This is a genomic window from Virgibacillus sp. 7505 (genome assembly GCF_002272135.1).
GTDB lineage: Bacteria > Bacillota > Bacilli > Bacillales > Amphibacillaceae > Terribacillus.
Window position 1 is genome coordinate 293,918 of the sequence record NZ_NPBF01000025.1, and the last position, 23,543, is coordinate 317,460.

25 protein-coding genes and 1 riboswitch are annotated in these 23,543 nt (G+C 44.2%); of the genes, 20 read left to right on the forward strand and 5 right to left on the reverse strand.

The window, feature by feature from the left end; all coding sequences use genetic code 11:
• Nucleotides 1-189 precede the first annotated feature (189 nt).
• The 6 genes from CHH91_RS11220 (at nt 190) to CHH91_RS11245 (ending at nt 7,137) form a co-directional block, all read left to right on the forward strand.
• The gene (locus CHH91_RS11220; RefSeq protein ID WP_286160761.1) at nt 190-1,368 is read left to right on the forward strand and encodes a M20 metallopeptidase family protein; all 1,179 of its coding nucleotides are present in this window, start codon (nt 190-192) and stop codon (nt 1,366-1,368) included.
• Nucleotides 1,369-1,586: 218 nt separating this feature from the next.
• Nucleotides 1,587-2,768 (forward strand): M20 metallopeptidase family protein, encoded by a 1,182-nt coding sequence (locus tag CHH91_RS11225; RefSeq protein WP_095223523.1) that lies wholly within the window; start codon nt 1,587-1,589, stop codon nt 2,766-2,768.
• Between the two features lie 280 nt (nt 2,769-3,048).
• Nucleotides 3,049-4,302, forward strand: coding sequence for a metal-dependent hydrolase family protein (locus tag CHH91_RS11230; protein ID WP_095223524.1), 1,254 nt, complete (start codon nt 3,049-3,051; stop codon nt 4,300-4,302).
• A 141-nt stretch (nt 4,303-4,443) separates the two neighbouring features.
• Nucleotides 4,444-6,099 carry an SLC13 family permease gene (locus tag CHH91_RS11235; RefSeq protein ID WP_095223525.1) on the forward strand — a complete coding sequence of 552 codons (1,656 nt, stop codon included), beginning with the start codon at nt 4,444-4,446 and terminating at the stop codon, nt 6,097-6,099.
• 52 nt (nt 6,100-6,151) lie between these two features.
• Complete coding sequence (locus CHH91_RS11240; protein ID WP_095223526.1) at nt 6,152-6,688, forward strand: Rossmann-fold NAD(P)-binding domain-containing protein; 537 nt, start codon at nt 6,152-6,154, stop codon at nt 6,686-6,688.
• Nucleotides 6,689-6,825: 137 nt separating this feature from the next.
• Nucleotides 6,826-7,137 carry a carboxymuconolactone decarboxylase family protein gene (locus CHH91_RS11245; protein ID WP_095223527.1) on the forward strand — a complete coding sequence of 104 codons (312 nt, stop codon included), beginning with the start codon at nt 6,826-6,828 and terminating at the stop codon, nt 7,135-7,137.
• 34 nt (nt 7,138-7,171) lie between these two features.
• Here the strand turns inward: CHH91_RS11245 and corA are convergent, their stop codons facing one another.
• Entirely contained in the window at nt 7,172-8,128 is a 957-nt protein-coding gene (gene corA, locus CHH91_RS11250) for a magnesium/cobalt transporter CorA (RefSeq protein WP_095223528.1), read from the reverse strand.
• A gap of 280 nt (nt 8,129-8,408) precedes the next feature.
• Here corA and CHH91_RS20575 point away from each other — a divergent pair, with 280 nt between their 5' ends.
• The 4 genes from CHH91_RS20575 to chbG all read left to right on the forward strand — a co-directional run bounded on the left by CHH91_RS20575 (nt 8,409) and on the right by chbG (nt 11,493).
• Nucleotides 8,409-8,759: an IDEAL domain-containing protein gene (locus tag CHH91_RS20575; RefSeq protein ID WP_176465764.1), complete on the forward strand. Its 351-nt coding sequence runs from the start codon at nt 8,409-8,411 to the stop codon at nt 8,757-8,759.
• 106 nt (nt 8,760-8,865) lie between these two features.
• A complete protein-coding gene (locus tag CHH91_RS11260) occupies nt 8,866-10,137 on the forward strand; it encodes an MFS transporter (RefSeq protein ID WP_095223530.1) in 1,272 nt (423 codons plus the stop codon).
• Nucleotides 10,085-10,696 carry a TetR/AcrR family transcriptional regulator gene (locus tag CHH91_RS11265; protein ID WP_286160768.1) on the forward strand — a complete coding sequence of 204 codons (612 nt, stop codon included), beginning with the start codon at nt 10,085-10,087 and terminating at the stop codon, nt 10,694-10,696. Before CHH91_RS11260 ends, CHH91_RS11265 begins: the two co-directional genes overlap by 53 nt.
• Nucleotides 10,697-10,764: 68 nt before the next feature.
• The gene (chbG, locus tag CHH91_RS11270; protein ID WP_095223532.1) at nt 10,765-11,493 is read left to right on the forward strand and encodes a chitin disaccharide deacetylase; all 729 of its coding nucleotides are present in this window, start codon (nt 10,765-10,767) and stop codon (nt 11,491-11,493) included.
• Nucleotides 11,494-11,505: 12 nt separating this feature from the next.
• Here the strand turns inward: chbG and CHH91_RS21470 are convergent, their stop codons facing one another.
• Nucleotides 11,506-11,643: a DUF2164 family protein gene (locus tag CHH91_RS21470; RefSeq protein ID WP_217973726.1), complete on the reverse strand. Its 138-nt coding sequence runs from the start codon at nt 11,641-11,643 to the stop codon at nt 11,506-11,508.
• A gap of 219 nt (nt 11,644-11,862) precedes the next feature.
• On the opposite strand from CHH91_RS21470, the gene CHH91_RS11280 reads away from it, so the two are divergent.
• Genes CHH91_RS11280 through CHH91_RS11290 form a run of 3 tightly spaced genes read left to right on the forward strand, consistent with a single transcriptional unit; the run spans nt 11,863 to nt 13,089 of the window.
• Complete coding sequence (locus tag CHH91_RS11280) at nt 11,863-12,081, forward strand: YdbC family protein (RefSeq protein ID WP_095223533.1); 219 nt, start codon at nt 11,863-11,865, stop codon at nt 12,079-12,081.
• Between the two features lies 1 nt (nt 12,082).
• Nucleotides 12,083-12,715 (forward strand): uracil-DNA glycosylase, encoded by a 633-nt coding sequence (locus CHH91_RS11285; protein WP_095223534.1) that lies wholly within the window; start codon nt 12,083-12,085, stop codon nt 12,713-12,715.
• A gap of 11 nt (nt 12,716-12,726) precedes the next feature.
• Nucleotides 12,727-13,089 (forward strand): VOC family protein, encoded by a 363-nt coding sequence (locus CHH91_RS11290; protein ID WP_095223535.1) that lies wholly within the window; start codon nt 12,727-12,729, stop codon nt 13,087-13,089.
• A gap of 262 nt (nt 13,090-13,351) precedes the next feature.
• Here the strand turns inward: CHH91_RS11290 and mreBH are convergent, their stop codons facing one another.
• Nucleotides 13,352-14,359 carry a rod-share determining protein MreBH gene (gene mreBH / locus CHH91_RS11295; protein WP_095223536.1) on the reverse strand — a complete coding sequence of 336 codons (1,008 nt, stop codon included), beginning with the start codon at nt 14,357-14,359 and terminating at the stop codon, nt 13,352-13,354.
• 500 nt (nt 14,360-14,859) lie between these two features.
• On the opposite strand from mreBH, the gene CHH91_RS11300 reads away from it, so the two are divergent.
• The 3 genes from CHH91_RS11300 (at nt 14,860) to CHH91_RS11310 (ending at nt 17,707) form a co-directional block, all read left to right on the forward strand.
• Nucleotides 14,860-15,708 carry a CAP domain-containing protein gene (locus CHH91_RS11300; protein WP_095223537.1) on the forward strand — a complete coding sequence of 283 codons (849 nt, stop codon included), beginning with the start codon at nt 14,860-14,862 and terminating at the stop codon, nt 15,706-15,708.
• A gap of 71 nt (nt 15,709-15,779) precedes the next feature.
• Nucleotides 15,780-16,151: a DnaJ family domain-containing protein gene (locus CHH91_RS11305; protein WP_095223538.1), complete on the forward strand. Its 372-nt coding sequence runs from the start codon at nt 15,780-15,782 to the stop codon at nt 16,149-16,151.
• A gap of 12 nt (nt 16,152-16,163) precedes the next feature.
• Nucleotides 16,164-16,265, forward strand: a riboswitch (SAM riboswitch).
• A 77-nt stretch (nt 16,266-16,342) separates the two neighbouring features.
• The gene (locus CHH91_RS11310; RefSeq protein WP_095223539.1) at nt 16,343-17,707 is read left to right on the forward strand and encodes an LLM class flavin-dependent oxidoreductase; all 1,365 of its coding nucleotides are present in this window, start codon (nt 16,343-16,345) and stop codon (nt 17,705-17,707) included.
• 19 nt (nt 17,708-17,726) lie between these two features.
• Here CHH91_RS11310 and CHH91_RS11315 read toward each other — a convergent pair whose 3' ends face one another.
• A complete protein-coding gene (locus CHH91_RS11315) occupies nt 17,727-18,755 on the reverse strand; it encodes a S66 family peptidase (RefSeq protein ID WP_176465765.1) in 1,029 nt (342 codons plus the stop codon).
• 123 nt (nt 18,756-18,878) lie between these two features.
• Here CHH91_RS11315 and CHH91_RS11320 point away from each other — a divergent pair, with 123 nt between their 5' ends.
• From CHH91_RS11320 to CHH91_RS11330, 3 genes are read left to right on the forward strand one after another with little or no spacing between them, the layout of a single operon-like run.
• On the forward strand, nt 18,879-19,358 hold the full coding sequence (locus CHH91_RS11320) for a low molecular weight protein-tyrosine-phosphatase (RefSeq protein WP_095223541.1): 480 nt from the start codon (nt 18,879-18,881) through the stop codon (nt 19,356-19,358).
• On the forward strand, nt 19,355-19,705 hold the full coding sequence (locus CHH91_RS11325; protein ID WP_141234157.1) for a hypothetical protein: 351 nt from the start codon (nt 19,355-19,357) through the stop codon (nt 19,703-19,705). The genes CHH91_RS11320 and CHH91_RS11325 overlap by 4 nt, the downstream gene beginning before the upstream one ends.
• 37 nt (nt 19,706-19,742) lie before the next feature.
• The gene (locus tag CHH91_RS11330; protein ID WP_095223543.1) at nt 19,743-20,564 is read left to right on the forward strand and encodes a YihY/virulence factor BrkB family protein; all 822 of its coding nucleotides are present in this window, start codon (nt 19,743-19,745) and stop codon (nt 20,562-20,564) included.
• Nucleotides 20,565-20,582: 18 nt separating this feature from the next.
• On the opposite strand, the gene CHH91_RS11335 is transcribed toward CHH91_RS11330, so the two are convergent.
• A complete protein-coding gene (locus CHH91_RS11335; protein WP_095223544.1) occupies nt 20,583-22,418 on the reverse strand; it encodes a heavy metal translocating P-type ATPase in 1,836 nt (611 codons plus the stop codon).
• A 238-nt stretch (nt 22,419-22,656) separates the two neighbouring features.
• Between CHH91_RS11335 and CHH91_RS11340 the strand changes: the two genes are divergently transcribed.
• Nucleotides 22,657-23,538: a transporter substrate-binding domain-containing protein gene (locus CHH91_RS11340; RefSeq protein WP_095223545.1), complete on the forward strand. Its 882-nt coding sequence runs from the start codon at nt 22,657-22,659 to the stop codon at nt 23,536-23,538.
• Nucleotides 23,539-23,543 lie beyond the last annotated feature (5 nt).

Here is a 23,543-nt window from a genome sequence, read left to right on the forward strand (position 1 = left end):
CTCATATTTAGAGGGGGCATTTCTTGGTTAAGGGGGAGAATCATAAGGTGTTATAAAGAAAAAATTGGAAATAATCCCGGGCGTCTGTAATCGATCCATTGTCTCTTGAAGCTTCCCTTTATAATTCATACAATTGAATAATTCATTTATATAAAATATTTAAGGGAGCTAGTCTCGAGGAGGATCATTGTGGAACGAAACGAAATAGTATTAGAAGCTAATGACTTGCACAAACAACATCTATTGAACTGGAGAAGGCACTTACATGCAAACCCCGAGCTTTCTTTTCAGGAGGAGCGTACTTCACAATTCGTTTATGATACATTAGCAAGTTTTGGGAATCTAGAGCTGAGTAGACCAACAAAGACGAGTGTCATGGCAAAGCTGAAGGGAGCGAAACCGGGTAAAGTAATTGGTTTCCGAGCAGACATGGATGCCTTGCCTATACAGGAAGAAACGAATCTTCCTTTCGCTTCAAAGGTCGATGGTGTGATGCACGCATGCGGTCGTGATGCGCACACTAGCATCTTGCTCACAGCAGCAGAAATCTTAAGTGCCAAGCAGGAAGAGATGAGTGGGGAAATCCGCTTCTTCTTCCAGCACGCAGAAGAGCTGTTTCCTGGCGGTGCTAAAGAAATGGTAGAAGCAGGTGTTACCGAAGGATTGGATATGGTGTTTGGACTGCACGTTGCTTCTCAATTGCCGCGCGGTAAGGTTGGTGTCATTTATGGACCAGCTACATCCAATTCCGATCAGTTCCATTTGACTGTAAAGGGAAAAGGCGGGCATTCTTCACAGCCCGATAAAACGGTGGATCCAATTGTTATCAGTGCCCAGATTATCACGAATTTGCAATCAGTAGTATCACGGATGACTAGCCCAAAAGAAGAACTGGTCGTTTCACTCACCACTCTCCAGGCTGGAGATGCAGTAAATGTTATTCCGAATGAAGTGCATATAGGAGCATCATTGCGTTCGCTTAAGCAAGATGTGCGGAAGAATGCGATATCTGCTATTGAGCGTATGGTAAAAGGCATTACAGAGGCAAATGGTGCTGATTTTGAACTGGACGTTACGTATGGTTATGACTCTGTTATCAATGAAGAGAAAGCTACTGCAATAGCAGAGCGTGCTCTGAAGCGAAAACTCGGGGAAGATGCAGTGCTTCATGGCAGTGCAATCCTTGGAGGCGAAGATTTTGCCGCCTTTGCGAATGCTGTTCCCGGATGCTTTGTTTTTGTCGGTGCCAAAGAAGATGCTAATCCATCTCCTGCACCTCATCATCATCCGCAATTTCGAATAGAGGAAGAAGCAATGCAGGATGGTGTGCAATATTTCCTTGGTATTGCAGAGGATCTTGTTTTCTAGAGAGGAGTCTTTGTACTCCTCTTTTTCAATATTTCTTATTTAACGTTAACAATCGCTGACTTAAAACTTTTTATAGGTAATATCTAACTGATTTTTATCAGGAAAATTGAATGGATATTCATCTAGGGTCTTTAATACGAGATCAGGGAGTGCTATGATAGTGAACATACAAATTTTCTGAAATATTTCATTATTGTAATTATTGAAGGGGAGATCTTATGCTAACGAAACAGACCGAAATTGAATTGTCCAATGAACAAGTAGAAGAGATTGTCAGCTGGAGAAGATATTTGCATCAGCATCCGGAGCTGTCTTTCCAAGAGTATAAGACATCAGCTTTCCTTTATGAAACATTAAGCACTTTTCCTAATCTGGAAGTGACTAGACCTACTGAAACAAGTGTAATGGCGGTACTGAAGGGGGCTCATCCTGGTAAAACGATCGGCTTCCGGGCTGACATGGATGCCTTGCCGATACAAGAAGAAACAGGTCTTCCTTATGCATCAAAAAACGATGGTGTCATGCATGCTTGCGGACATGACGGTCATACTGCCATTTTGCTTGGAGTCGCGAAAGCACTAAGTGCAAAGCAGGATAAAATCCATGGTGAAATACGTTTCTTCTTCCAGCACGCAGAAGAATTGCTTCCAGGAGGCGCTAGAGAAATGGTTGCAGCCGGTGTGACCGAAGGTGTGGATTATGTGTTCGGTTTGCATCTTTCCTCTCTTACGCCATTAGGTCAGCTGACGATTACACCGGGAGCTGCTACGTCCAATTCAGACATGTTCCATGTCACGATCAAAGGGAAAGGAGGACACTCTTCTCAGCCAGAGAACACAATTGATCCAGTCGTTACAAGTGCTCAGATCATTACCAGCCTGCAAACGGTCGTTTCCCGCATCACGAGCCCGAAAGATGAACTGGTTGTGTCTGTCACGACATTACAAGCCGGAGACGCTGTCAATGTCATTCCAGAACAAGTGAAGATTGGGGCTTCCGTTCGCTCCTTTAGTCAGGACGTCCGTAAACGGGCAGTCGAGGCGATTGAACAAATTATCAAGGGTGTATCCGAAGCGAATGGCTGCCAGTATGAATTTAATTATACGTACGGCTACGATTCAGTCGTCAATGATGCGGATGCAACTGCTATTGCGTTTGAAGCAATCCGACGCAAGCTGGGCGAAGGGGTAGCAGTCGAAGGAGAAGCAATTATGGGAGGCGAGGATTTTTCAGCCTTCTCAAACGTTGTTCCTGGCTGCTTCGTATTCGTAGGCGCTTGTTCTCCGGATAACCAGACACCAGCTCCCCATCACCATCCGAAATTCCTTATTGACGAAGCGGCATTGGCGGATGGGGCGAATATGTTCCTTGCTATTGCTGAAGAATTGTTGCTGGAATAAGTAAACAGGTGATTTTGCTATCATCGTCGCTGCAGGAGACGTCATTTCAATTATTTCCCGGGCAAAGACTCCATTCGGAATTACATCAAAGGACTAGAGTTATGCTGACCGAGTTGTGCTACTTAGGTTATTTAATAAGTAACCATTAGTGATAGCATCAAGGTGAAGGCAATGGTTTAAGTCAGCTGCGGCTGCTTTTCAAGGGCGGATTCGCTTCTTTTTTCCAGCCAGATCAGTAGTCGCCAGTACATTTTGTACATACATTTAAGGAGGCTGTAAAATGGACAAGCTTATTCGCAATGGTATCGTAATTAATGGAACAGGAGAGGTAATAGAGGATGCTGTGATTGCCATTAAAGAAGATCGTATCGCTGCTATGGGGCCATCGGCTGACTTTATCGGTATTGATGCCAAAGAAGTCGTTGACGCACAGGGCGGTTATATACTGCCAGGTTTGATTGATACACATGTGCATATGATGATGGAAATTAAAGATGTACGGGAATCACTTATCACTCCTTTTTCGATGCGTTTCTATGAAGCGTTGACGTACATGAAACGAACACTGGATGCAGGCATCACGACAGTAAGAGATGCTGGTTATGCCGACCTTGGCGTAAAACAGGCCATCGAACATGGCTTGATTAGCGGACCGCGTATGCAAATAAGCATTAATCCGCTTACGATCACAGGTGGTCATGGCGATAATTGGATGGTGTCCGATATGGATTTGACTAATAAGGCTTATCCAGGGTTTCCATCTGGTATTTGCGATGGACCGGAGCAGGTACGTCAGAAGGTCCGGGAGATGCTCCGGGCAGGTGCGGATATTATTAAAGTACATGCGACCGGAGGTGTCATGAGTCCGACCGATCATCCGGAATTCACACAATTCTCCATGGAAGAGCTGCGCATCATCGTAGAAGAAGCCACTTATCGGAAAGGGCGTAAAGTGATGGCACATGCCCAGGGAGCAGAAGGTGTAAAACAAGCTGTCCGAGCAGGCATCCATTCTATCGAGCATGGTATCTTCCTTGACGATGAAGCAATCGAGCTCATGCTGGAGCATGGTACGTACCTTGTTCCAACGTTGCTCGCCCCTGTCAGTGTCGTGGAAGCAAGTGAAGCGAATGAAAGCATGCCTGCTTATGCGGTTGATAAAGCGAAGGAAGTAATGGAAATTCATCAGAAGAGCGTAGCAAGAGCATATGAAGCAGGTGTCAAAATTGCGATGGGAACCGATGCAGGTGTTATGGCGCATGGCATGAACTTGCGTGAGCTGGCACTGATGTGCGACATTGGCATGAGTCCGATGGAAGCAATTATTGCGACAACTAAAGTAGCTGCAGAGTGCTTAGGCTGGGAAGATAAAATCGGGACAATAGCTGAAGGTAAATTAGCAGACATAGTTATTGTGCAGGAAAACCCATTGGAAAATATCGCTTCCATGGCTGACACAAATAATATAAAGACGGTAATACAGGGAGGGAAGCTGAAGAAACAGCTTTCCATCCAGTCAGGTATTCCAAGTTGACAATAAAACAGCGGGCAAATGCCCGCTGTTTTATTGTACAAATATTTGACAGAACAACCAGGAGTCTAATAGGCTTAACATGTAATTTATTTAGTTGCTTATACTATTATGTAAGCGCTTAAATTTGAAGGAGGCGATTGAATGAAGTCTAGTATGCTATCGTTATGGGAAGGGCTATGGCATGCGCATGAAAGAACCAAGCAGTTGCTGCTTTTCGCTGTACCAACCTCAAAGAATAAAGTGTCAGATCAATCATCGAACCAATCAGGCACTTCCAACAAGGCACCCCGTACTTACAAACGTCCCCAGTTAATTGGATTGCTGTTAGGTCCTCTATTGTTTTTCTCTGTCATTTTGTTTTATTACCCCGAAGGATTGAGCTATGAAGGAGGCATGGTATTGGCTACGACATTGTGGGTTGCGACATGGTGGATCACAGAAGCCATTCCAATACCAGCTACTTCCTTACTACCGCTAATTCTCCTGCCAATAACACAAGGTCTTGATGGAGACACAGCGGCTTCAAGCTATGGAGATCCGATTGTATTCCTTTTCCTTGGCGGTTTCTTGATTGCTATGGCAATGGAGAAATGGAATTTGCATAAACGTATTGCATTGAATATCATCAGTGTAGTCGGAACGAGTACCTCACGTATCGTACTTGGATTCATGATTGCTACTGGTTTCCTCTCGATGTGGGTATCCAATACGGCAGCGGTCATGATGATGCTGCCGATCGGGACAGCTATTATTTATCAAGCCAGTCAAGCGGCAAAAGCCAGCAAGCAAGACATTGGTGAAGATAATCGGAAGTTCGAAAAATCACTTGTGTTCGCGATTGGGTATGCAGGAACGATTGGCGGTCTCGGAACGCTGATCGGTACGCCCCCGAACATTATCCTGGCGGCAATGGCAAGCAGTTTGTTTGGCGTAGAGATTTCCTTTGGCGGCTGGATGCTGATAGCCGTACCGATTGTTATTGTCCTTTTGTTTTCGACATGGTTTTATCTGACGAAATTCGTTTTCCGAATCAAGATGAAGGAATTACCGGGTGGAAAAGAGCTGATCCTTAAGCAAAAACGGGATCTGGGAAAAATGTCATCCGAAGAAAAAGCCGTGCTTGCCATATTTACATTTGCTGCATTCATGTGGGTCAGCCGCACCTTTCTTTGGCAGGAGGATGCTGTGTTGGAGATACTAGCTATCCCGGGTATCAGTGATACGACAATAGCAGTCTTGGCAGGTGTAATATTATTCTTGATTCCTAGTTCAAGTAAAAAAGGGCAAAGGATTCTTGATTGGGACGTTTCGAAAGAATTGCCGTGGGGAGTTCTGCTTCTATTCGGAGGTGGACTTGCAATCGCAGCTGGCTTCACTAGCTCCGGGCTTTCCCAATGGATCGGTGATCAGCTTACAGTCTTGGAAGGATTAAATATTTTTGTGATCATCGTTATTTCGACAACACTCGTATTGTTCTTGACCGAGATTACATCCAATACAGCGACTGCTACTATGATCCTGCCTGTCATGGCATCATTGGCTTTAGCTTTGGATGTTCATCCATATACTATCATGGTGCCTGCTGCGATGGCTGCCAACTGTGCATTCATGCTTCCGGTTGGAACGCCGCCGAACGCTATCATATTTGCAACTGGTAAAATTACAATAGCAGAGATGGTCAGGATAGGCTTTGTGCTTAACATATTTACCCTCGTTCTGCTCATTCTAGGAGTCTTTGCGCTTGTCGGTCCTCTATGGGGACTTGATTTGAATATGTACCCTGAATCGTGGAAATGAATTTGATAGGAGTCTGCCATTGGCAGACTCCTGTTCATTAAAGGAGACCACCATGAAACATTATCTAGTAATTGGAGGAACGGGCATGCTCCAAGCAGCTGTCCTTGACTGGAATCAGGAGGGGCATATGGTGACAGTCATTGCTCGAACGGAGAAAAAACTCAGGCGTTTAGCTGAATGTGCTGCCCATTCAGAGCGCCTTCGAACGATACAAGCAGATTACCATCAGCTTGAAAGTTTTCAAAAAAAGCTGGAGGATGTTCCGCCGCCAGATATCATTGTAAGCTGGATTCACCACAGCGGAAACAGTGCAATACAAGCTCTTTGTAACACATATGGCAATGCGTCAAAGAGGATAGAGCTTTTTCATATAAAAGGGAGCAGTGCTCAGGATCCGTTACAAAACTATGTACCTCATTATCCCGATACTATCGATTATTATGAAGTCATCTTAGGTTTCCAGCTGACCGGAAGCACTTCCAGGTGGCTTACAAATGAAGAAATAGTAAAAGGAGTAGGAAAAGCAGTCAAACAGAGACATTCCCGCTATATCGTCGGAACAATCGAGCCGTGGAATGCCAGGCCATAATCTTTATTCTCACTTTAGGAAGAATTTGAATTATTTTCTTCTGAATTGTTCATAACTTAAGGATTCTACCGATAATAGAAATGTGCAACTAGGAAAATAGGTCTAGTTATGCCCAAGGATTAAGCGGAGGGTTCCCGATGAAGGAAGCAAAAGATCAAGGTTGGGCGTTGGTGGCTAAGCTGATGAAGGAAGAAGAGAACCTTGCTGTTGATAGTGGAGAGATTGGATATACCGGGCTTAACGGTAAATTCCTGGCATTGCTCAGTATAGCTGTTTTCGTTACAAACGGAGATGAGCGTGCACTTCGGCAGCAATTCGAAGCTGCTCTCCTGTCCGGCATATCTGTCCAAGAGATGATGGAAGCAATCCAACATTGTGCATTGTTGAATGGGTTCCCGCCTTCGCTGAAAGCTATGTCATTATTAAAAGAAGTAGTGGACGACCAATGACAAAATGCGTGCAGATGATACTGCACGCATTTTGTCATTTAAAGATATTGAACCAGCCTTTTCGTTTGAAGCGCCACAGCATTACTACGGCAATGGCAGCCATCAGCAGCATGGCAATCGGATAGCCGTATTTCCAGTGCAGCTCCGGCATATAGGCGAAGTTCATCCCGTATACACCGGCAATAAAGGTTAAAGGAATAAAAATGGTGGAGACAATAGTCAGGGTCATCATGATTGCATTCATTCGATTGCTATTGATCGACTCGTAGCTGTCCCGCATATCCGAGGTGAGCTCCCTGTTGGAATCAACGATTTCCGTAAGTTTCAGCAAATGATCATAAATATCATTGAAGTAGGCCTTTTGATTTTGGACAAAATCGAATTTCTGAATGCTGAGAAGCCGGTAGATCAGATCTCTCATTGGTGCAATCGTACGCCGGGTTCTAAGCAAATCACTGCGGATATCGAATACTTCATTGATTAAAGTTTGAGGTGATTTGTGGCTGTCTTCATCCTCAATCTCGTTCAGCCGATCCTCCATTTTATACAACGGAGGGAAGTAATCATCAACCAATTTATCTATTAGATGATAGACGATTTTTGATGGAGAGTGTTCATTTGGACCCTCATTCATGACTCGCTGCCAAACGTGGTCCGCAGCCATTGATTCTTCAAGATGAAAAGTGACTACATAACGTTCAGAGAGAAAGATATCCAATTCATCTGACATGAACGATTCGTGATTCAGCTCATGAAGAACGAGGAAATGGTACCCGTCATATTCATCGAGCTTCGGTCTCTGAAGGAAATGGAAGCAGTCCTCAATTGCCAGTGGGTGGAAATGGAAGATCTCGCCGAGTTTTTCTGATTCGGCCTCTGTCGGTACACTAAAATCGACCCAGTACCAGAGAATGTCGGGACTGTTTAGCTCCTGATACGGCAGATCTTTGAGTATTTTTTTGTCACGTGTTATCGCTATGCTGCGTATCATGGTACAACCTCCTGCAATATATAGTCACATTATAGCGCATTCGGAGGCAGAGAGAAAACGACAAGCAGTGTGATTAAAGAAAAGGGCTATGGGGTATAAAATGAATATACAGCCAAGCATTGTAACTGTTGTGAAATTGCTGAAAGACTATTTGTCTGAATATTTTAAAATTTTATATACAAAAGTATTGCGCTTTTGGTATGAATCTTTTATAGTATTCAACAACCTACAACAATCACCATTGCTTAGCCAGCCGGTTAAGCTGAAGGAGGACAACGATATGTCTGATAATCAAAGCTTTGTAACTGTTGGTGACTGGGTAACAGGACATTCGATAAATGATGAATTATTTACCGGGTTCGTAGAAGCAGTGAATGCGAAACTGAACACGGTGAAAGTATACGTAACAGAAAGTGACCATAAAAATACGATCGGTAAAACGATCGAAACATTCCAAAGCAAGATCAAGTATTTTCCGCCAAGCGTAGAGCCGAGCAGGGCGCATCTATTGAATCTTATTGATTTATCTCTTATTTCTGGCGATAAGGACTGGTTCTTGCATCTGACAGAAGAATTGAAAATACTAGACGAAATGGAATCTGAGTCTAATACAGAATATATCCCGAATTAACTGGACCGAGCAGATATTGCTCGGTTTTTTATTTTTCTCTTTTAAATGACATTAGTGTCGTTTATAATAATGACAAACGTGTCGTTATTATAAGGGGGAAAAAGAAATGGAAAAGTCATTATGGAGTAATAAACGCTATATCACGCTTCAGGCTGCACAATTTGTTTCAGGTTTAGGCGATTGGCTTCATGTGCTGGCTATGTTTACTTTAGTCTCCTTGACATTTGAAGCAACGCCCATCGAGCTATCAGGGCTGGTGCTTAGTCAAGCAGTTCCAGGAATTGTTTTCGGTCCTCTAGCAGGAGTCATGGTAGATCGATGGAACAGGAAATATGTGATGATCGCAACAGCTTTGCTGCGTGCTGGTGCAGTGGGTATGCTGTTCGCTGCATCTTTTATTTGGCAAATATATTTCATATTTTTTGCTATTGGCTCCCTTGCCGCTATTTTTGCTCCGGCTGAGAATGGCTTAGTTAAACAGCTTGTGCCAGATAATCAGATGCCGACTGCTATTGCTGTTAGTGAAGTGCTTGGGACAATCAGCAAAATAGCAGGACCTGTTCTTGGAGGCACGCTTTTACTTATGATGGAAGTCAAGTATATTCTACTGGTAGATATCGGTACGTTTTTGTTTGCTGCCGTACTATTAAGTACAATTAAGGTTGCGAGACTCCAGACTGAGCGAGAAGAATTAGATCTAATAGGAGAAATGAAAGATGGCATCAGGATCATACGCCAGTCCCATCACCTGTATGCTGCCCTTCTGCTTATTAGCGCTGCCATGCTCGTCTTGCAATTTGCTGACAGCCAAGTGATGGTGCTTTTGCGGCTAGTCCTGGAGCAGCCAACCACTGTTTTTGGCTACTCAATAGCTGCCAGCGGTGCTGGAATGTTCCTTGCTGCTTATCTGTTTGGATCGAAGAGGTTGCGGATGGCGCTTGCTCCAGCGCTTATTTTCGGTACACTTGGAATAGGTACAGTTGTCCTGCTACTTGGGGGAGCAAGCTATTTACCTGAGGCTATATATGTGTTTCTTGTACCACTGTTGTTTTTTGCGATTGGATTCGGGTTCAGTTCAATTAACATGCCTTTTCATACAGCTGTTCAGCTGCAGGCAAAGGTTACGGAAACCGGAAAAGTTTACGGTACAATCAACAGCTTTATGGGAGCGGGCGCAGTTCTTGGTATGGCAGCAGGAGGCATTATCATGACAGTTTTCGGTCCTATTCTTGGATTCATACTGACAGGCTGTTTGTTGTTGACACTTGGTATGACAGCGTGGTTCAGTTTCCGAAAGATAAAAGGAGGAGAGGCACTTGCCAAAAGTGACGGACGCATACAAAGAGAAGAAAAGGCTCGAAGTGCTGAAAACGGCTGAAGAGGTATTCATTCAAAAAGGATATCAGCATACGACAATGACCGATGTCGTCCAGGCATCCGGCTGGAGCAGAGGAGCAGTTTATACGTATTATCCAAATACCGAAACGATGTTTCAAGCCATATTGGATGAGAAGGATAAAGTGTTTGAGAGTTATATGGATCATATGCTTTCAACAAATACCTCTGTTTGGCAGGTTCTGACTGCTTATATTGATCAATCTAGCGAACAGCTCCAAACGGCTTCTAGCTCCTTCGGTACAGTTGTGTATGAGTATTTGCTGATGCACTGGCGGGATGAAGAAAAAATGATTTTCTTCCAAGATAGAATTCGCTGGGCTACAGCATATTTCAAGAATCTTATCGAACAAGGGATTCGTACGAAGGAATTCAAACAAGAATTGAACAGTGAAGCGATCGGGAATATTTATTTTCTGCACCAGGATGGGATGTATTTACAAGCTATGGTCGGAGCAGTTCCGTGGGAAAAACTGAAGGAGCAGGAGGAACTATTTAAGGAGATGTTGGGTGGGGTATTGCTGCCAGCTGCGACGTCTTAGGAGGTAATCCATTCTCTTATAGAGAAGTAATGTATAGCCTGCATTCTGCTCACAAAGGAGAGGGATTCATGAAGAAGCTAATTATAAATGCGGATGATTTTGGGTATTCCCGTGCCGTAAACTACGGTATTCTTGATTGTTATCAAAATGGGATATTAACATCAGCTACATTGATGGTAAATATGCCTGGTGCCGAACATGCTGCTCTGCTATCTAAGGAGCATCAGAAACTGGGCGTCGGTATCCATTTAGTGCTGACATGCGGGGAACCGCTGTTATCGACTCATAAAACAATAGTCGATAGTAATGGTTCTTTTCGTAATCTTGCATTCTATCAAGGCTCCTATACGATTGACCGGAAGGAAGTGGAAGCAGAGTGGCAAGCGCAGATTGAACGCTTTCTTTCATTCGGACTTACACCGACACATTTGGATAGTCATCACCATATCAATACCTATAACGAAATCGATGAAGTATTCCTGGAGCTTGCCAATAAGTATGACTTGCCTGTCCGTCATAATATGAAGCTTCCAGTGGGGTACGCCTCCACCGATAAATTCGAGTTGTCTCTTGAAAAAGCTCTGGCCAGTGAAGCTTCATTGCTAGAGATCTTCGGTGACGCAGATACACTAGAAGTAATGTCACATCCGGGTTATTTGGATAAAGCTATCTATACAGGTTCCTCCTACAACTATCCGCGACTGGATGAAGTAGAATTACTCACATCTGGTAAAGTGGCTGATTGGATCAAACAAAGCAAAACAGTGGAATTGGGAACTTTTACAGATATCGCTTAAGCTGAGGAGCACTCATCGCTCCCGCACCTGAATCCCAAATAGGTCCTCAATCTTCTCATTCATAAATTGATAGGATGCTTCGATACCAGCATTATAAAAAACAGGACCTAGTTCTTTGATGATGAAGTCGAGCAGCAGACCTGCGGCCAGGTCGCCTAGCTGCTCGTCTTTTCTTGTTCAAAATAAGTCTGCAGGGAACTTATCATTTCGTTGCGCTGTGTATCATTCAATCGAATTGGGTTTTGCATCTGTTTTTCCTCCCTAAGCTCATTATCGTTTCATTATATCAAAAAGTTCTGCTAGACTTTAGAAAAGGGAAAAGGGAAAAGGGAAAAGGGAAAAGGGAAAAGGGAAAAGGTGGGAGTAATAATGGCGGAATTATCTTATGAGATTGTGAAAGAACTCGGAGTGCTATCCGTTTCACCGAAAGGATGGCAGAAGGAACTCAATTTGATCAGCTGGAACGGGCGGGAGCCGAAGTATGATATACGGGACTGGGCTCCGGATCATGAGAAGATGGGTAAAGGTATCACATTATCAGCTGAAGAAGTCGGTGCCTTGCTTCGCGTGCTGCAGGAGCAGGATTGACATGCTGCCGGAGGAGTTGGTTCAGTTAGCCAAAGAAAGGATGGCTCCTTATCCTTGTGAAGGTTTCCTGCCAGGGAGAGGGCCGAAGCATCCGCTTCTCTTCTTTATAGGAGAAGCACCGGGAGAGACGGAGATACATAGCCTGATGCCATTCAGTGGACGAGCAGGCAAGGAGCTGGATCTGTTTCTGGAGCGAGCAGCTGTGGATAGATCGGAAGTTTTTATTTCAAGCGCAGTCAGAAGCAGACCCTATCAATATAAAACAAAACAAATACGCGGTGAGACTGTCACGAAAAAATATAATCGAACACCGACCAAGGCTGAAGTGCTTGCACATGCGCCTGTGCTAGATTATGAAATTGCCCAGACGGAACCAGAAATTCTCGTGACACTGGGGCGAATAGGCTGGGAGCGGATAACCGGTTCGAAGGAAAAAATCACGGAAGTTGCTGGAAAGCTGATAGAACAGCCAATACAGCAGCTGAAAAGCATAGAGGAGGATTCCTTCGTGCTTTCCGAGAAGATATATCGTATCTTCCCGACCTACCATCCAGCGTCTGTATTCTACAATCCAGGTCTGCGGCCAGTAATTGAAGAGCATGCATACAGTATTCGCGAACTTCTGAACAGATAAGGAGAGGTGTAATGGAGAAAATCAGGGGTAAAGTGATGGGGTTTGAGCTGAATAGCCAAGACCCGGAAAAGGCAGCTAGCTTCTACGCTAATGTTTTTGGCTGGAATATTGACGCTCCGAATTGGGGTTATCAAAATGTGGAGACAGCCGGAGGAATTGATGGCGGAATAAGTAAAGGACCGCATGATTTTCCGCATGGAACAAGAATCCAGATTGAAGTGGAAGACTTGGATAAAGCAATCCTAGCAGCCAAGCAAGAAGGGGCGGTTGTTGTCAGAGAAAAGATGGAGTTTGATTCTTTTTATCTCGCTTATTTGGTTGATCCAGTCGGAATCGGAATCGGATTGGTACAGTCTAGCACCAAAGGTCAGTAACTACGGCTTAAGCGATAAAGCCATGCGGGAGGAAAAAGCTCCTTACGCATGACTCTCACTTACTCCTCCGATTCTGAGCGATCCTTTCCGCTTTTCCATGTCTAGCTCCAAAGACCAAAAACTGAGGCTTAAGCGATAAAGCCATGCGGGAGGAAAAGGCGCCTTACTCCAGGATTTCTCGCTTATTCCTTCGTTTCTAAGCGGTCTTTTTCGCCTTTCTGTAAAAAAAACAGGCGTATCAGCTGACTGATACGCCTGTTTTTTATTTTGCTGCTTTTTGCAGTTTTGTGATCATCTGCAGGGCACGGCCAGTACCGATTGCAACGGATTCCAGTGGATTCGGAGCCAAATGAACAGGGACGCTGATTTCAGTAGCAAGCCATTGCTGCATGCCTTTAAGCAATGCGCCTCCGCCAGTCAAGATCACACCATGGTCAACGATATCTCCGCTTAGTTCAGGCGGGCAGTCTTCCAATGTCATGCGTATTGTTTCAAGGATCTGTTCCAAGGATTCCTTAAGAGCTACTTGTACTTCCTTAGAAGAAATACCCACAGTCTTAGGTAATCCTGTTACCATATCACGGCCGCGGACATCCATCATCAACTCATCATGGTCAATCAATGCATAGCCGATTTCCATTTTGATCTGTTCAGCAGTTCTTTCTCCAATGAGGATATTGTACTGCTTGCGGATATATTGGATGATCTCTTCATCCATTGAATCTCCGCCGATGCGGACAGAACGGCAAGATACAACGCCGCCGAATGATATAATACCTACTTCACTTGTACCACCGCCGATATCGACAATTACATTCGCAACTGGCTCATCCACTGGCAGGTCAGCACCAATTGCTGCCGCAATTGGTTCTTCAATCAAGTGTACTTGTTTTGCACCATACGATTTGACCGCATTATGTATAGCGCGTCGTTCAACGGATGTGCTGCCAGACGGTGTGCAGACAACGATAGTTGGTTTGCGAAGGGAAGAGCCCATCACCTTGCTCACTTTTTTCAGGATTTCTTTCAATAATTGAGCTGTTACATCATAGTCGGCGATTACGCCATCTTTTAATGGACGAATCGGTACGATATTCTGTGGTGTTTTACCAACCATTTCTTTCGCTTCTGCTCCAACTGCCACAACGTTTTTTGTTTCCATATCAATTGCAACCACAGATGGTTCATTCAATACGATTCCTTTTTGTTTCGTATACACAAGTATATTTGCAGTGCCAAGGTCTATTCCAATTTCGGGATTAGCAAACATTATATTTCCTCCAATAATGACATATTTCTACTATATTCATTCTCCCCCGTATAAAGCTTTATGGGGGTAGATCTGTCAAAGAGCCAAAAAGGCGCTTAAATTCGACATAATTCATTCTATCACCTGGTATAGAGGTGTTAAAGAGATACCTTTATCCTAATTTGGCAGATTAAACTAAATAGATTAGGAGTAAAGGATTATATGCAAGGATTAAGCGTAAGTCAATTTACAGATAGATTACAAATACTGTTCTATTGTTACAAAAACTAGGAATGAAAAAGGTGTCAATCCTAATTTACATCCAATAAATAGTAAAGCGTCTGTTTATTACTAGTTTCGTAGTCGGCTAAACGGGTACCATTTCGCATAAGAATCGGACTTTTCGCAGTGCTGTACAGGTTTGAGTGCCTATTGGAAATTCTAGGCTGCAATATTACACAAAAACCCATGCTATGATGTTGCTGCAACAAGAAAACATACATCTCGAAAGGAGCAACATCATGTTTAAGAAAGTATTAGTAACAACACTATCTACAGCTATTCTAGCGGGAGGCGCATTGGCAGGAACAGCAAATGCTGCACCAGCTCAACCAACGAAAGAAGAAGCTCAAGTGCACGTAGCACAAGTAGTGAAAAGCGGATCTTTCTCTTCTATCGAAGATTTGAATAAATGGGTGAATGAATATCTATCAGCTTATAACATTCACATTAATACTGATAGCTTGCTAGCGAAGTACAATGTTCAGCAGCCAGCTCAGCAAGAAAAAGAACAGACTCCTGCTCAAGCAGCACCTCAGCAAGAGCAAGCAAAAGCACCAGCTGCTCAGAAAGAAGAGCAAAAAGCTGCTGCTCCGAAAAAGGAAGAAAAAGCTGAAGAGCAAGCAACTGAACAAAAAGCTCAAGCTCCAGCACAAAAACAAGAAACTGCTTCTGATAACAAGCAAACAGAAGAAAAGCAAGCTGCTGAAGGCCTGAGTGCATTCGAACAGCAAGTAGTAGACTTGACTAACAAAGAGCGTGAAAAAGCTGGTCTTAAAGCTTTGAAAGCCGATACTGAACTAAGCAAAGTAGCACGTGCGAAATCCAAAGATATGGCTGATAATGGTTACTTCGATCACAACAGCCCGACTTACGGTTCTCCGTTCGATATGATGAAATCTTTCGGTATTTCTTATAAAACTGCAGGTGAAAACATCGCTCAAGGACAAAAGACTCCTGAAGAAGTCGTTGAAGCTTGGATGAACAGCCAAGGTCACCGTGAGAATATCCTTAACCCTGAGTACACTAACATCGGTGTAGGTTATGTAGAAAACGGTAACTACTGGACACAGCAATTCATTGGTAAATAATTCAGATTATTGTATAATGAAAAGCAACCGATCATGATCGGTTGCTTTTCTTGTATGCAGGGAGTGATTATATGGATCTGATTTCGCTTCTTGCGGAGGAGCGTATCAAGCAGGCAGAAGCAAATGGGGAGTTCCGTAATCTTCCTGGTGCTGGAAAACCTTTGGAGCTGGAGGATCTATCCGGTGTACCGGAGGATATGCGTATGAGCTATAAGATCCTGAAGAATGCTGGCTATATTCCACCAGAGATGGAGCTGCAGAAAGAGATTGTAGCACTGCGTGATCTGGTGCGTGTTTGTACGGACGACACAGAGCGGGCAGCTTTCCGGAAGCGCATTAGTGAGAAAGAGATTCAATACGAAGCGCTGCTTCAAAAGCTCAAGCGAAATTCGCCAGGCACACTCAGTCAATATCGGGAACAAATTGAAAACAAACTAACATAATCAAATAGTATTTTCTTATCACGAGAGGTGGAGGGACTGGCCCTTTGAAGCCTCGGCAACAGGCAGTAATGCACTGTGCCAATTCCAGCAGACGAGAAGTCTGACAGATAAGAGGAGCATTTTACCTTGGATAAGGAGCCTCTTCTGTAAAACGGAAGAGGCTTTTTTACATAAATAGAGGAGTGGAAGCGATGACCAAACAAATTATCCTGCAAGCATTTGATATGACAGCCGCCAATCATAACGCCCATGGCTTATGGAAGCACCCGGAGAACAGAAGACATCGGGAGTATAAGTCGCTGGAATACTGGATGGAGCTTGCGCGCCTTTTGGAAAAAGGAAAGTTCGATGCGGTGTTCTTCGCTGATGTGCTTGGCGTCTATGATGTTTACGGAGGAGATGAAAAGGCAGCCTTGCGTGATGGCGTGCAAGTACCGCTTAATGATCCAGCCTTCGCTATCCCGGCCATGGCAGCTGTGACGAAGCATTTGTCCTTCGCTGTCACGGTCAGTACTTCTTACGAACAGCCTTTTCATAATGCACGTAAATTTTCGACGCTCGATCACCTGACCAATGGGCGAGTGGCTTGGAATATCGTTACTTCCTATTTGCCGAATGCAGCCCAGAATTTTGGACTGGAGAAGATGGTAAAGCATGATGAGCGTTACAGAATAGCTGATGAATTCCTGGAGGTTTCTTATAAGCTGCTTGAGGACAGCTGGGAAGAAGATGCTGTTATTTCGGACCCGGAAAGAGGGGTTCTAGTGGACGCAGAAAAGGTGCACCGCATCAAGCACAAGGGTACATATTTCTCAGTGGAAGGACCACATGTAAGTGAGCCATCCCCACAGCGCACACCGGTGCTCTACCAAGCAGGTACTTCCGAAAAAGGCAGGGATTTTGCCGCAAAGCATGCAGAGTGTGTGTTTGTCGGCGGACCGACACCAGAAAAAATCAGCTATTATATAGAGGATATCAAAGCGCGTGCGGAGGCTTATGGCAGAAGCCGCGATGAAATCAAGGCTTTTACCTTCCTGCACGTCGTTGTAGCTGAAACAGAAGAGAAGGCTCATGCTAAATATGACGAGATCAAGCAATACTGGAGCGCAGATGCTGCCAAAGCCCAGTATGGCGGGTCCACAGGCTATGATTTAGCTTCCTATGAAAATGAAGAAGAACTGTTCACGTACAAGCATACGGAACAAGGTCAATCGCGAGCTGCTTATCTGACAAAGGATGCTGCCAAACCATTTACGGTAAAAGAGATACAGGAGAAATTCAGTCAGCCAGCTGAAATGGATATCATCATCGGCAGTCCTGAGCAGGTCGCGGACAAGATTGAGGATTTCTTTGTGCGAAGCGGAGTGGATGGCTTCAATCTGACACATTACATTACACCAAAAGACCTGCAAGACTTCGTGGAATTGGTTGTACCTATCTTGCAGGAGCGAGGATTATATAAAAAGGAATATGCAGAAGGAACTTTTAGGGAGAAATTATACGGACACCCGCATCTCGCTGCGGCACATCCGGCAAAACAAGGAAAGAGGAGCTGAGCTTTTAGCTCCTCTTCTCCTATTCCAGATAAGTTAGAGTTCCCTTGCCGTTCTTATATGATACATTTGCCAACGCACCATTGATCATCGTGAACTGCGGCGGCATATGTCCAATATCGGCATCGTAGATTATCGGCAATCCAATTTCATCTGCGAATTCATGAATCATCTGTTCGTCTGTATAATCCTCTGAAGGAGTGCTTCGAGAAGGCCTGCCAAATAGTAATCCGCTCGCATCGTTGAACCAGCCGTGTTCCTTCAAATGCCAAAGATTCCGGTAAGTTTCAGCAGTACTCCAATCCAACCATTCCAAGTAGACGATCGTATCCTCTTTAAAAGATTCCCGCCAAGTTTGAATAGGAGCATATTTCGTCCCGGCGATAGCGGTCAAGGTATTCAAGCAGCCACCGATTAAGCGACCAGTAAAGGAAACGGCTTCACCTGTCGTGGTTTTCCATTCTGTTTTGCTGTCCAAGTCGAAGCCCTCAGGATTGTCTTGATCAAATAGCGCATCCCATGATGATTGATACATAGGGGATGAGTGCTGCTCCATGTGCTTGCGGGACGTTGCAGATAATATCTTATGCCATTGCTTCGTTGTTTCATCGAGTGCTTCCATATTCAAATCAAAAAAGTTAGTCGTATGGGCAGTTGCAAAATTTGTTTGGAGTGTATAGCTGCATAGAAGTGTGCTTGTGTCCGAATAACCAATCAGCCATGTGGGCTTGCTCTTGGATAGCTTGTCCCAATCAAGCATAGGCAATACTTGTACAAGCAGTTCTCCTCCCCATGGCGGCATGATTGCATCGATTTCAGGATCACTCAGATAAGCCATCAGTTCGTGAGCTCTAGTTTCAGCAGAGCTGCTTCTAGCGGCTTGCTGTGTCCAGACGGTTTCTCCAATGATCACATGAGCACCGAGTTTCTCGAGCTGCATTTTAGCTTTATGTATTTTGGAATGCAGAGGAGCAGGAACTCCGCTTGACGGAGCAGTAATTGCGAAGGTGGAGTTGGGAGTTAAAGCGCTTGGATACATGGTCGTCATCATTATCACCCTTTCCTTTTCCATATTATAGCATTAGCACTAGGTCGTTTGAATCGTTGTTTCATGGGGAATGGAATACCAGACATTCGCACATTTTCACATTTATAAAACGAGGGAGTTGAGTGAATGATAAATGTGTTGTTTATTTCTTTAGGCAACATCTGCCGCTCGCCGATGGCTGAGGTGATTTTCCGCAAGCGTATAGAGGAACAAGGTCTATCTGCATTTGTAACTGTTGACTCAGCCGGTATCGGCCACTGGCATGAAGGGAAGGAGATGCACCCTTCGGCTTGTGAGCTTCTCGGACATAAGGGCATTTTGATGGTTAATCATGTGGCTAAGCAAGTCCAGTCAGAAATTTTAGGAGCATACGATTATATCATCGTAATGGATCAGCTTAATTTGCGGGATTTATCAGTTATAGCTCCTGCTCATACGTCACGTTATCAGCTTTTCACAGATCTTATTCCAGAGCGTGCTGGAGAGGATATCACTGATCCATTCTTCACTGGTGAATTTGAAGCTGTTTATGAGATGCTCGAGGCTGGGTGTGCGGAATTATGCGAGATAATAAAACAACAGACACAATGGAAGGAGCCGGTATGATGAAAAGTAAATTCACATTGGGTTTAACGATTGGTGCTACTGTCGGCGGCTTGATTTCGTTATGTGATGCACAGACAAGGGATCATGTACGCGGTAACTTGATGCGTGCAGGTTCTGAAGCGGTGTTCTACCTCCGCAATCCTGGCGTCTTAATGGATGATGTAAAAACATCCTATGCTCGAGTGGCGACTAGTTTATCCAATACCGCTGATAAAGGCTTGAGAGGACTAGAGGAAGTACAGACTGCTCTTCAGAAAGTGAGCAAGCTGGACGATCAGATCGAATTACCGGCCGGACAGCGTCCGAAACAATTGGCAAGCGGTAGTAATACAGTAGCAGCCAGATAAAGAAAAGGCGGCTTTAGAGAGAGAAGGAGGAGAAACCATGGGGAGCTTTCTGAAACAGCTTGGGCAGCGGATCAGCAATGACGAAGTGACTGGCTTGTCTGCCCAGCTGGCTTATTTTTTATTGCTATCACTATTTCCATTTATCATCTTTCTTGTGTCCTTGATCGCATTCTTGCCGGTCAGCCAACAAGATATCATGAATACTTTATCAACATTCGCACCAGAATCAACCATGAATTTGCTTGAGCAAAATATTACGGGTCTTGTTAATGAGCGTAACGGTGGACTATTATCCATTGGTATTCTAGCAACACTATGGTCCGCATCAAATGGTGTTAATGCCATCATCCGTGCATTGAATAAGGCTTACAATGTCAATGAGGATCGTTCATTCATCGTAGCTAGAGGAGTAGCCGTAGTATTGACAATCGCCATGGTGCTCGTTATTGCAGTCGCATTCCTGCTGCCGATATTCGGAAAAACAATTGGGCTTTACATTTTTTCCATTTTCGGATTGGATGAAGGATTCCTGACTGTATGGGGAGCATTGCGCTGGGTCATTTCTTTTGTAATATTTTTCATTGTACTACTTGCATTGTATGTCCTGGCACCTAGTAAGAAAATTTCAATCAAAGAATCAATGGTTGGTGCAGCCTTCGCGGCTATCGGCTGGATGATTGCATCCCTGTTATTCTCCTTTTATGTTGATAACTTTGGTAATTATTCCGCAACATATGGATCTCTTGGGGCTGTCATTGTCCTGATGATCTGGTTCTATCTTTCCGGCATCATCATCATCACTGGCGGTGAGATCAATGCCATGCTGGATGAGCGGAAGAAAAATAAAGCGGCAGCCTGATAAGGGCGCCGCTTTTTTTTATCTCAAGAGCCGGAGACCGTTCAATATGACCAAAATAGTACTTCCCTCGTGCCCGACCACACCTAGCGGCAACCCAAGATATTGACTGATATTTGCCAGTATGAGCAGCAGAATGACAGCGACTGAGAAAATGATATTTTGTTTGATGATTCTACGCATACGCTTCGATAGCTTAATGGCATCGGCTAGTTTACGCAAATCATTCTTAATGAGAACCATATCGGCAGTCTCGAGTGCAGCGTCAGTTCCATTTCCCATGGCAATTCCGACTTGAGCAGTAGCGAGGGCAGGTGCGTCATTAATACCATCACCAACCATGGCTATCGTTCCGTAGCTTCTTTCCAGCTCTTTAATTTCTGCAACCTTCTCTTCAGGCAGGCAGTTGGCGCGGTACGTTGTGATGCCTGCTTCTTTGGCGATGGCTTTTGCAGTCTGGTCGTTATCACCAGTTAGCATGATAGTGGAAATACCGAGCTTGGATAAGGAACGAATTGCAGCTTTTGCTTCCGGTCTGATTGTATCCTGCAGAGCGAATACGCCGGCTACTCCTTGTTCGTTCTCTATATAAACAAGGGATTTCCCGGCAGCGGCCAATGCATCAGCTTGATCAGTTAATTCTTGATCAGCCGGTTTCTGCATATAGGAAGCTTTTCCGATCCGCCATTCCTCTCCCAGCCATATCCCTTTCATACCTTGTCCAGCGGCATCCTTTACCTGCTCGGCTTGCTCGATGCTATCAGCATTGGCATATGCTGCAACAGCTTTAGCAAGAGGATGAGAGGATTGGGATTGGATAGCATAAGCTGCCTCTAGCACAATACTGGCTTCAGCATTTTTACTGACAAGGAAATCTGTGACAGATGGTTTCCCGACTGTCAAACTGCCTGTCTTGTCGAATGCGACAGCTTTTACTTGCCCGAGTGTTTCCAGATGAGACCCACCTTTGACCAAGATCCCGTTTCTTGCTCCTTTTGAGATAGCGGATAGGGTGGCTGGCATGACCGAAGCCACCAGCGCACATGGAGAGGCAACGACAAGCAGGATCATAGCTCGGTAAAAGGACTCGGTAAACGACCAATTTATTATAAAAGGAGGAATGAGGATAAGGAGCAGAACCAGCATCAGAACCGTTTTGACATAGGGACCTTCGAAGCGCTCGATAAAATGCTGAGCAGGTGATTTTTGTTCCTGGGCTGTTTGCACCATTGTGATGATTCGCTGGAACAATGTTTCTTGCGCAGGCTTCGTGACACAGATTTCCAATACAGCGCTGCTATTGACGGTGCTGGCGAAGACTTCGTTTCCCTCTGCTTTTGTCACCGGTATACTCTCCCCGGTAATGGCACTTTCGTCAATGCTTGTAACTCCTTTTAGGATGATTCCATCTGCGGGAATACGTTCCCCGGGCAGCACGATTACAAGATCGTCGACTTGAAGCTGATCGACAGGAATACTCTCTTTCCCGGAGGCGGTCATTCTGGTCGCTTCATCTGGCTGAAGGGATAGCAATGCACGTAATTCCTGACTGCTTCTATTCTCTGTATATGTTTCCAAAGCTCCGGAAAGGGCGAAAATGAAGATGAGCAATGCACCTTCAAGCCAATGACCGATAATAGCAGCTCCTATAGCTGCAAAAATCATCAGCATTTCCACATTAAGCTTTCGTTGTGTAATAGTTTCTGTCATACCTTCTTTCGCTTTAAAGAATCCCCCGATGAGATATGCTGCACTGTAAAGGAAAGGTCCAGCTACAGAGTCATGAAAAGTGAAATAGGTGATGAGAATCAAGGCACCGCTGAATAATGCGGCGATAAGTTCAGCATGTTTTTTCATGTCGTTAATAACCCTCCTTATGGATTGTGATTTGTTTATAATTATTATAATGTAATAGTAATTCTACTATAGTTGACCGCTAGTTTAAAATCAATATAAAAAAATAATAAATTATATGTGTGTATATAACAGTTTGATATTTAAAATGAAACAGTTCAGAAAAATATTGAAATAGAAGTGATTACCTGTTATCTTTTAGGATATATGAAAATATAACAAGGGGAGAGTGTGTGACTTCATGGGTAAAAGATTAGGTATTATATGTAGCTTATTTGTAATTATGCTTCTTCTGGGAGCTTGCGGAAGCAATGATGAAGGCAAATCTGAAAGCGCTGGCAATGATAAGGTATGGGAAAAGATTCAGGACTCAGGTAAGCTCGTAGTTGGTACATCCGGTACTTTATTTGCTGCTTCTTACTACCCGGAGGGTTCTGATGAGCTTTCGGGATATGATGTAGAAGTGATCAAAGAAATTGCGAAGCGTCTGGATTTGGAAGTGGAATTCAAGACATCCGATTTTAACAACATGCTTGCTTCTGTACAAAACGGCAGGATAGACGTTGCGGCAAATGATATAGAGATAACGGACGAACGAAAAGAGCAATTCGCTTTCACAGAGCCGTATAAGTATTCCTATACATCCATGATCGTTCGGAAAGATGATTTGTCTGGTATTCACAGCTTAGCGGATTTAAAAGGAAAACGTGCTGGAGGAGAAGCTTCAACAAACCACAGCAAGGTTGCAGAGCAGCTTGGAGCAGAGGTTGTAACTTACAGCAATGCAACAAATGATGTGTACTTACGCGATGTCGATAATGGCCGGACTGACTTAATCATTAATGACTTTTATTTGCAATCCTTGGCGTTGCAGGCTTTTCCTGATTTCAACATCATGATTCATCCGGATTTCAAATTTGACCAAATTGAACAAGGCGCGATCCTTTCAAAGGATGCTCCAGAACTTAAAAAGCAAATGGACAAGGCTCTTGATGAAATGCGGGAAGATGGCACATTGTCTAAGCTGTCAGAGGAATTTTATGGTGGTGCGGATGTTTCCAAAAAGCCAGATGAAGAACTGCCGACAGTTGATGAATTGTTGAAACAAGAAGCTAATAAGTAAATCGA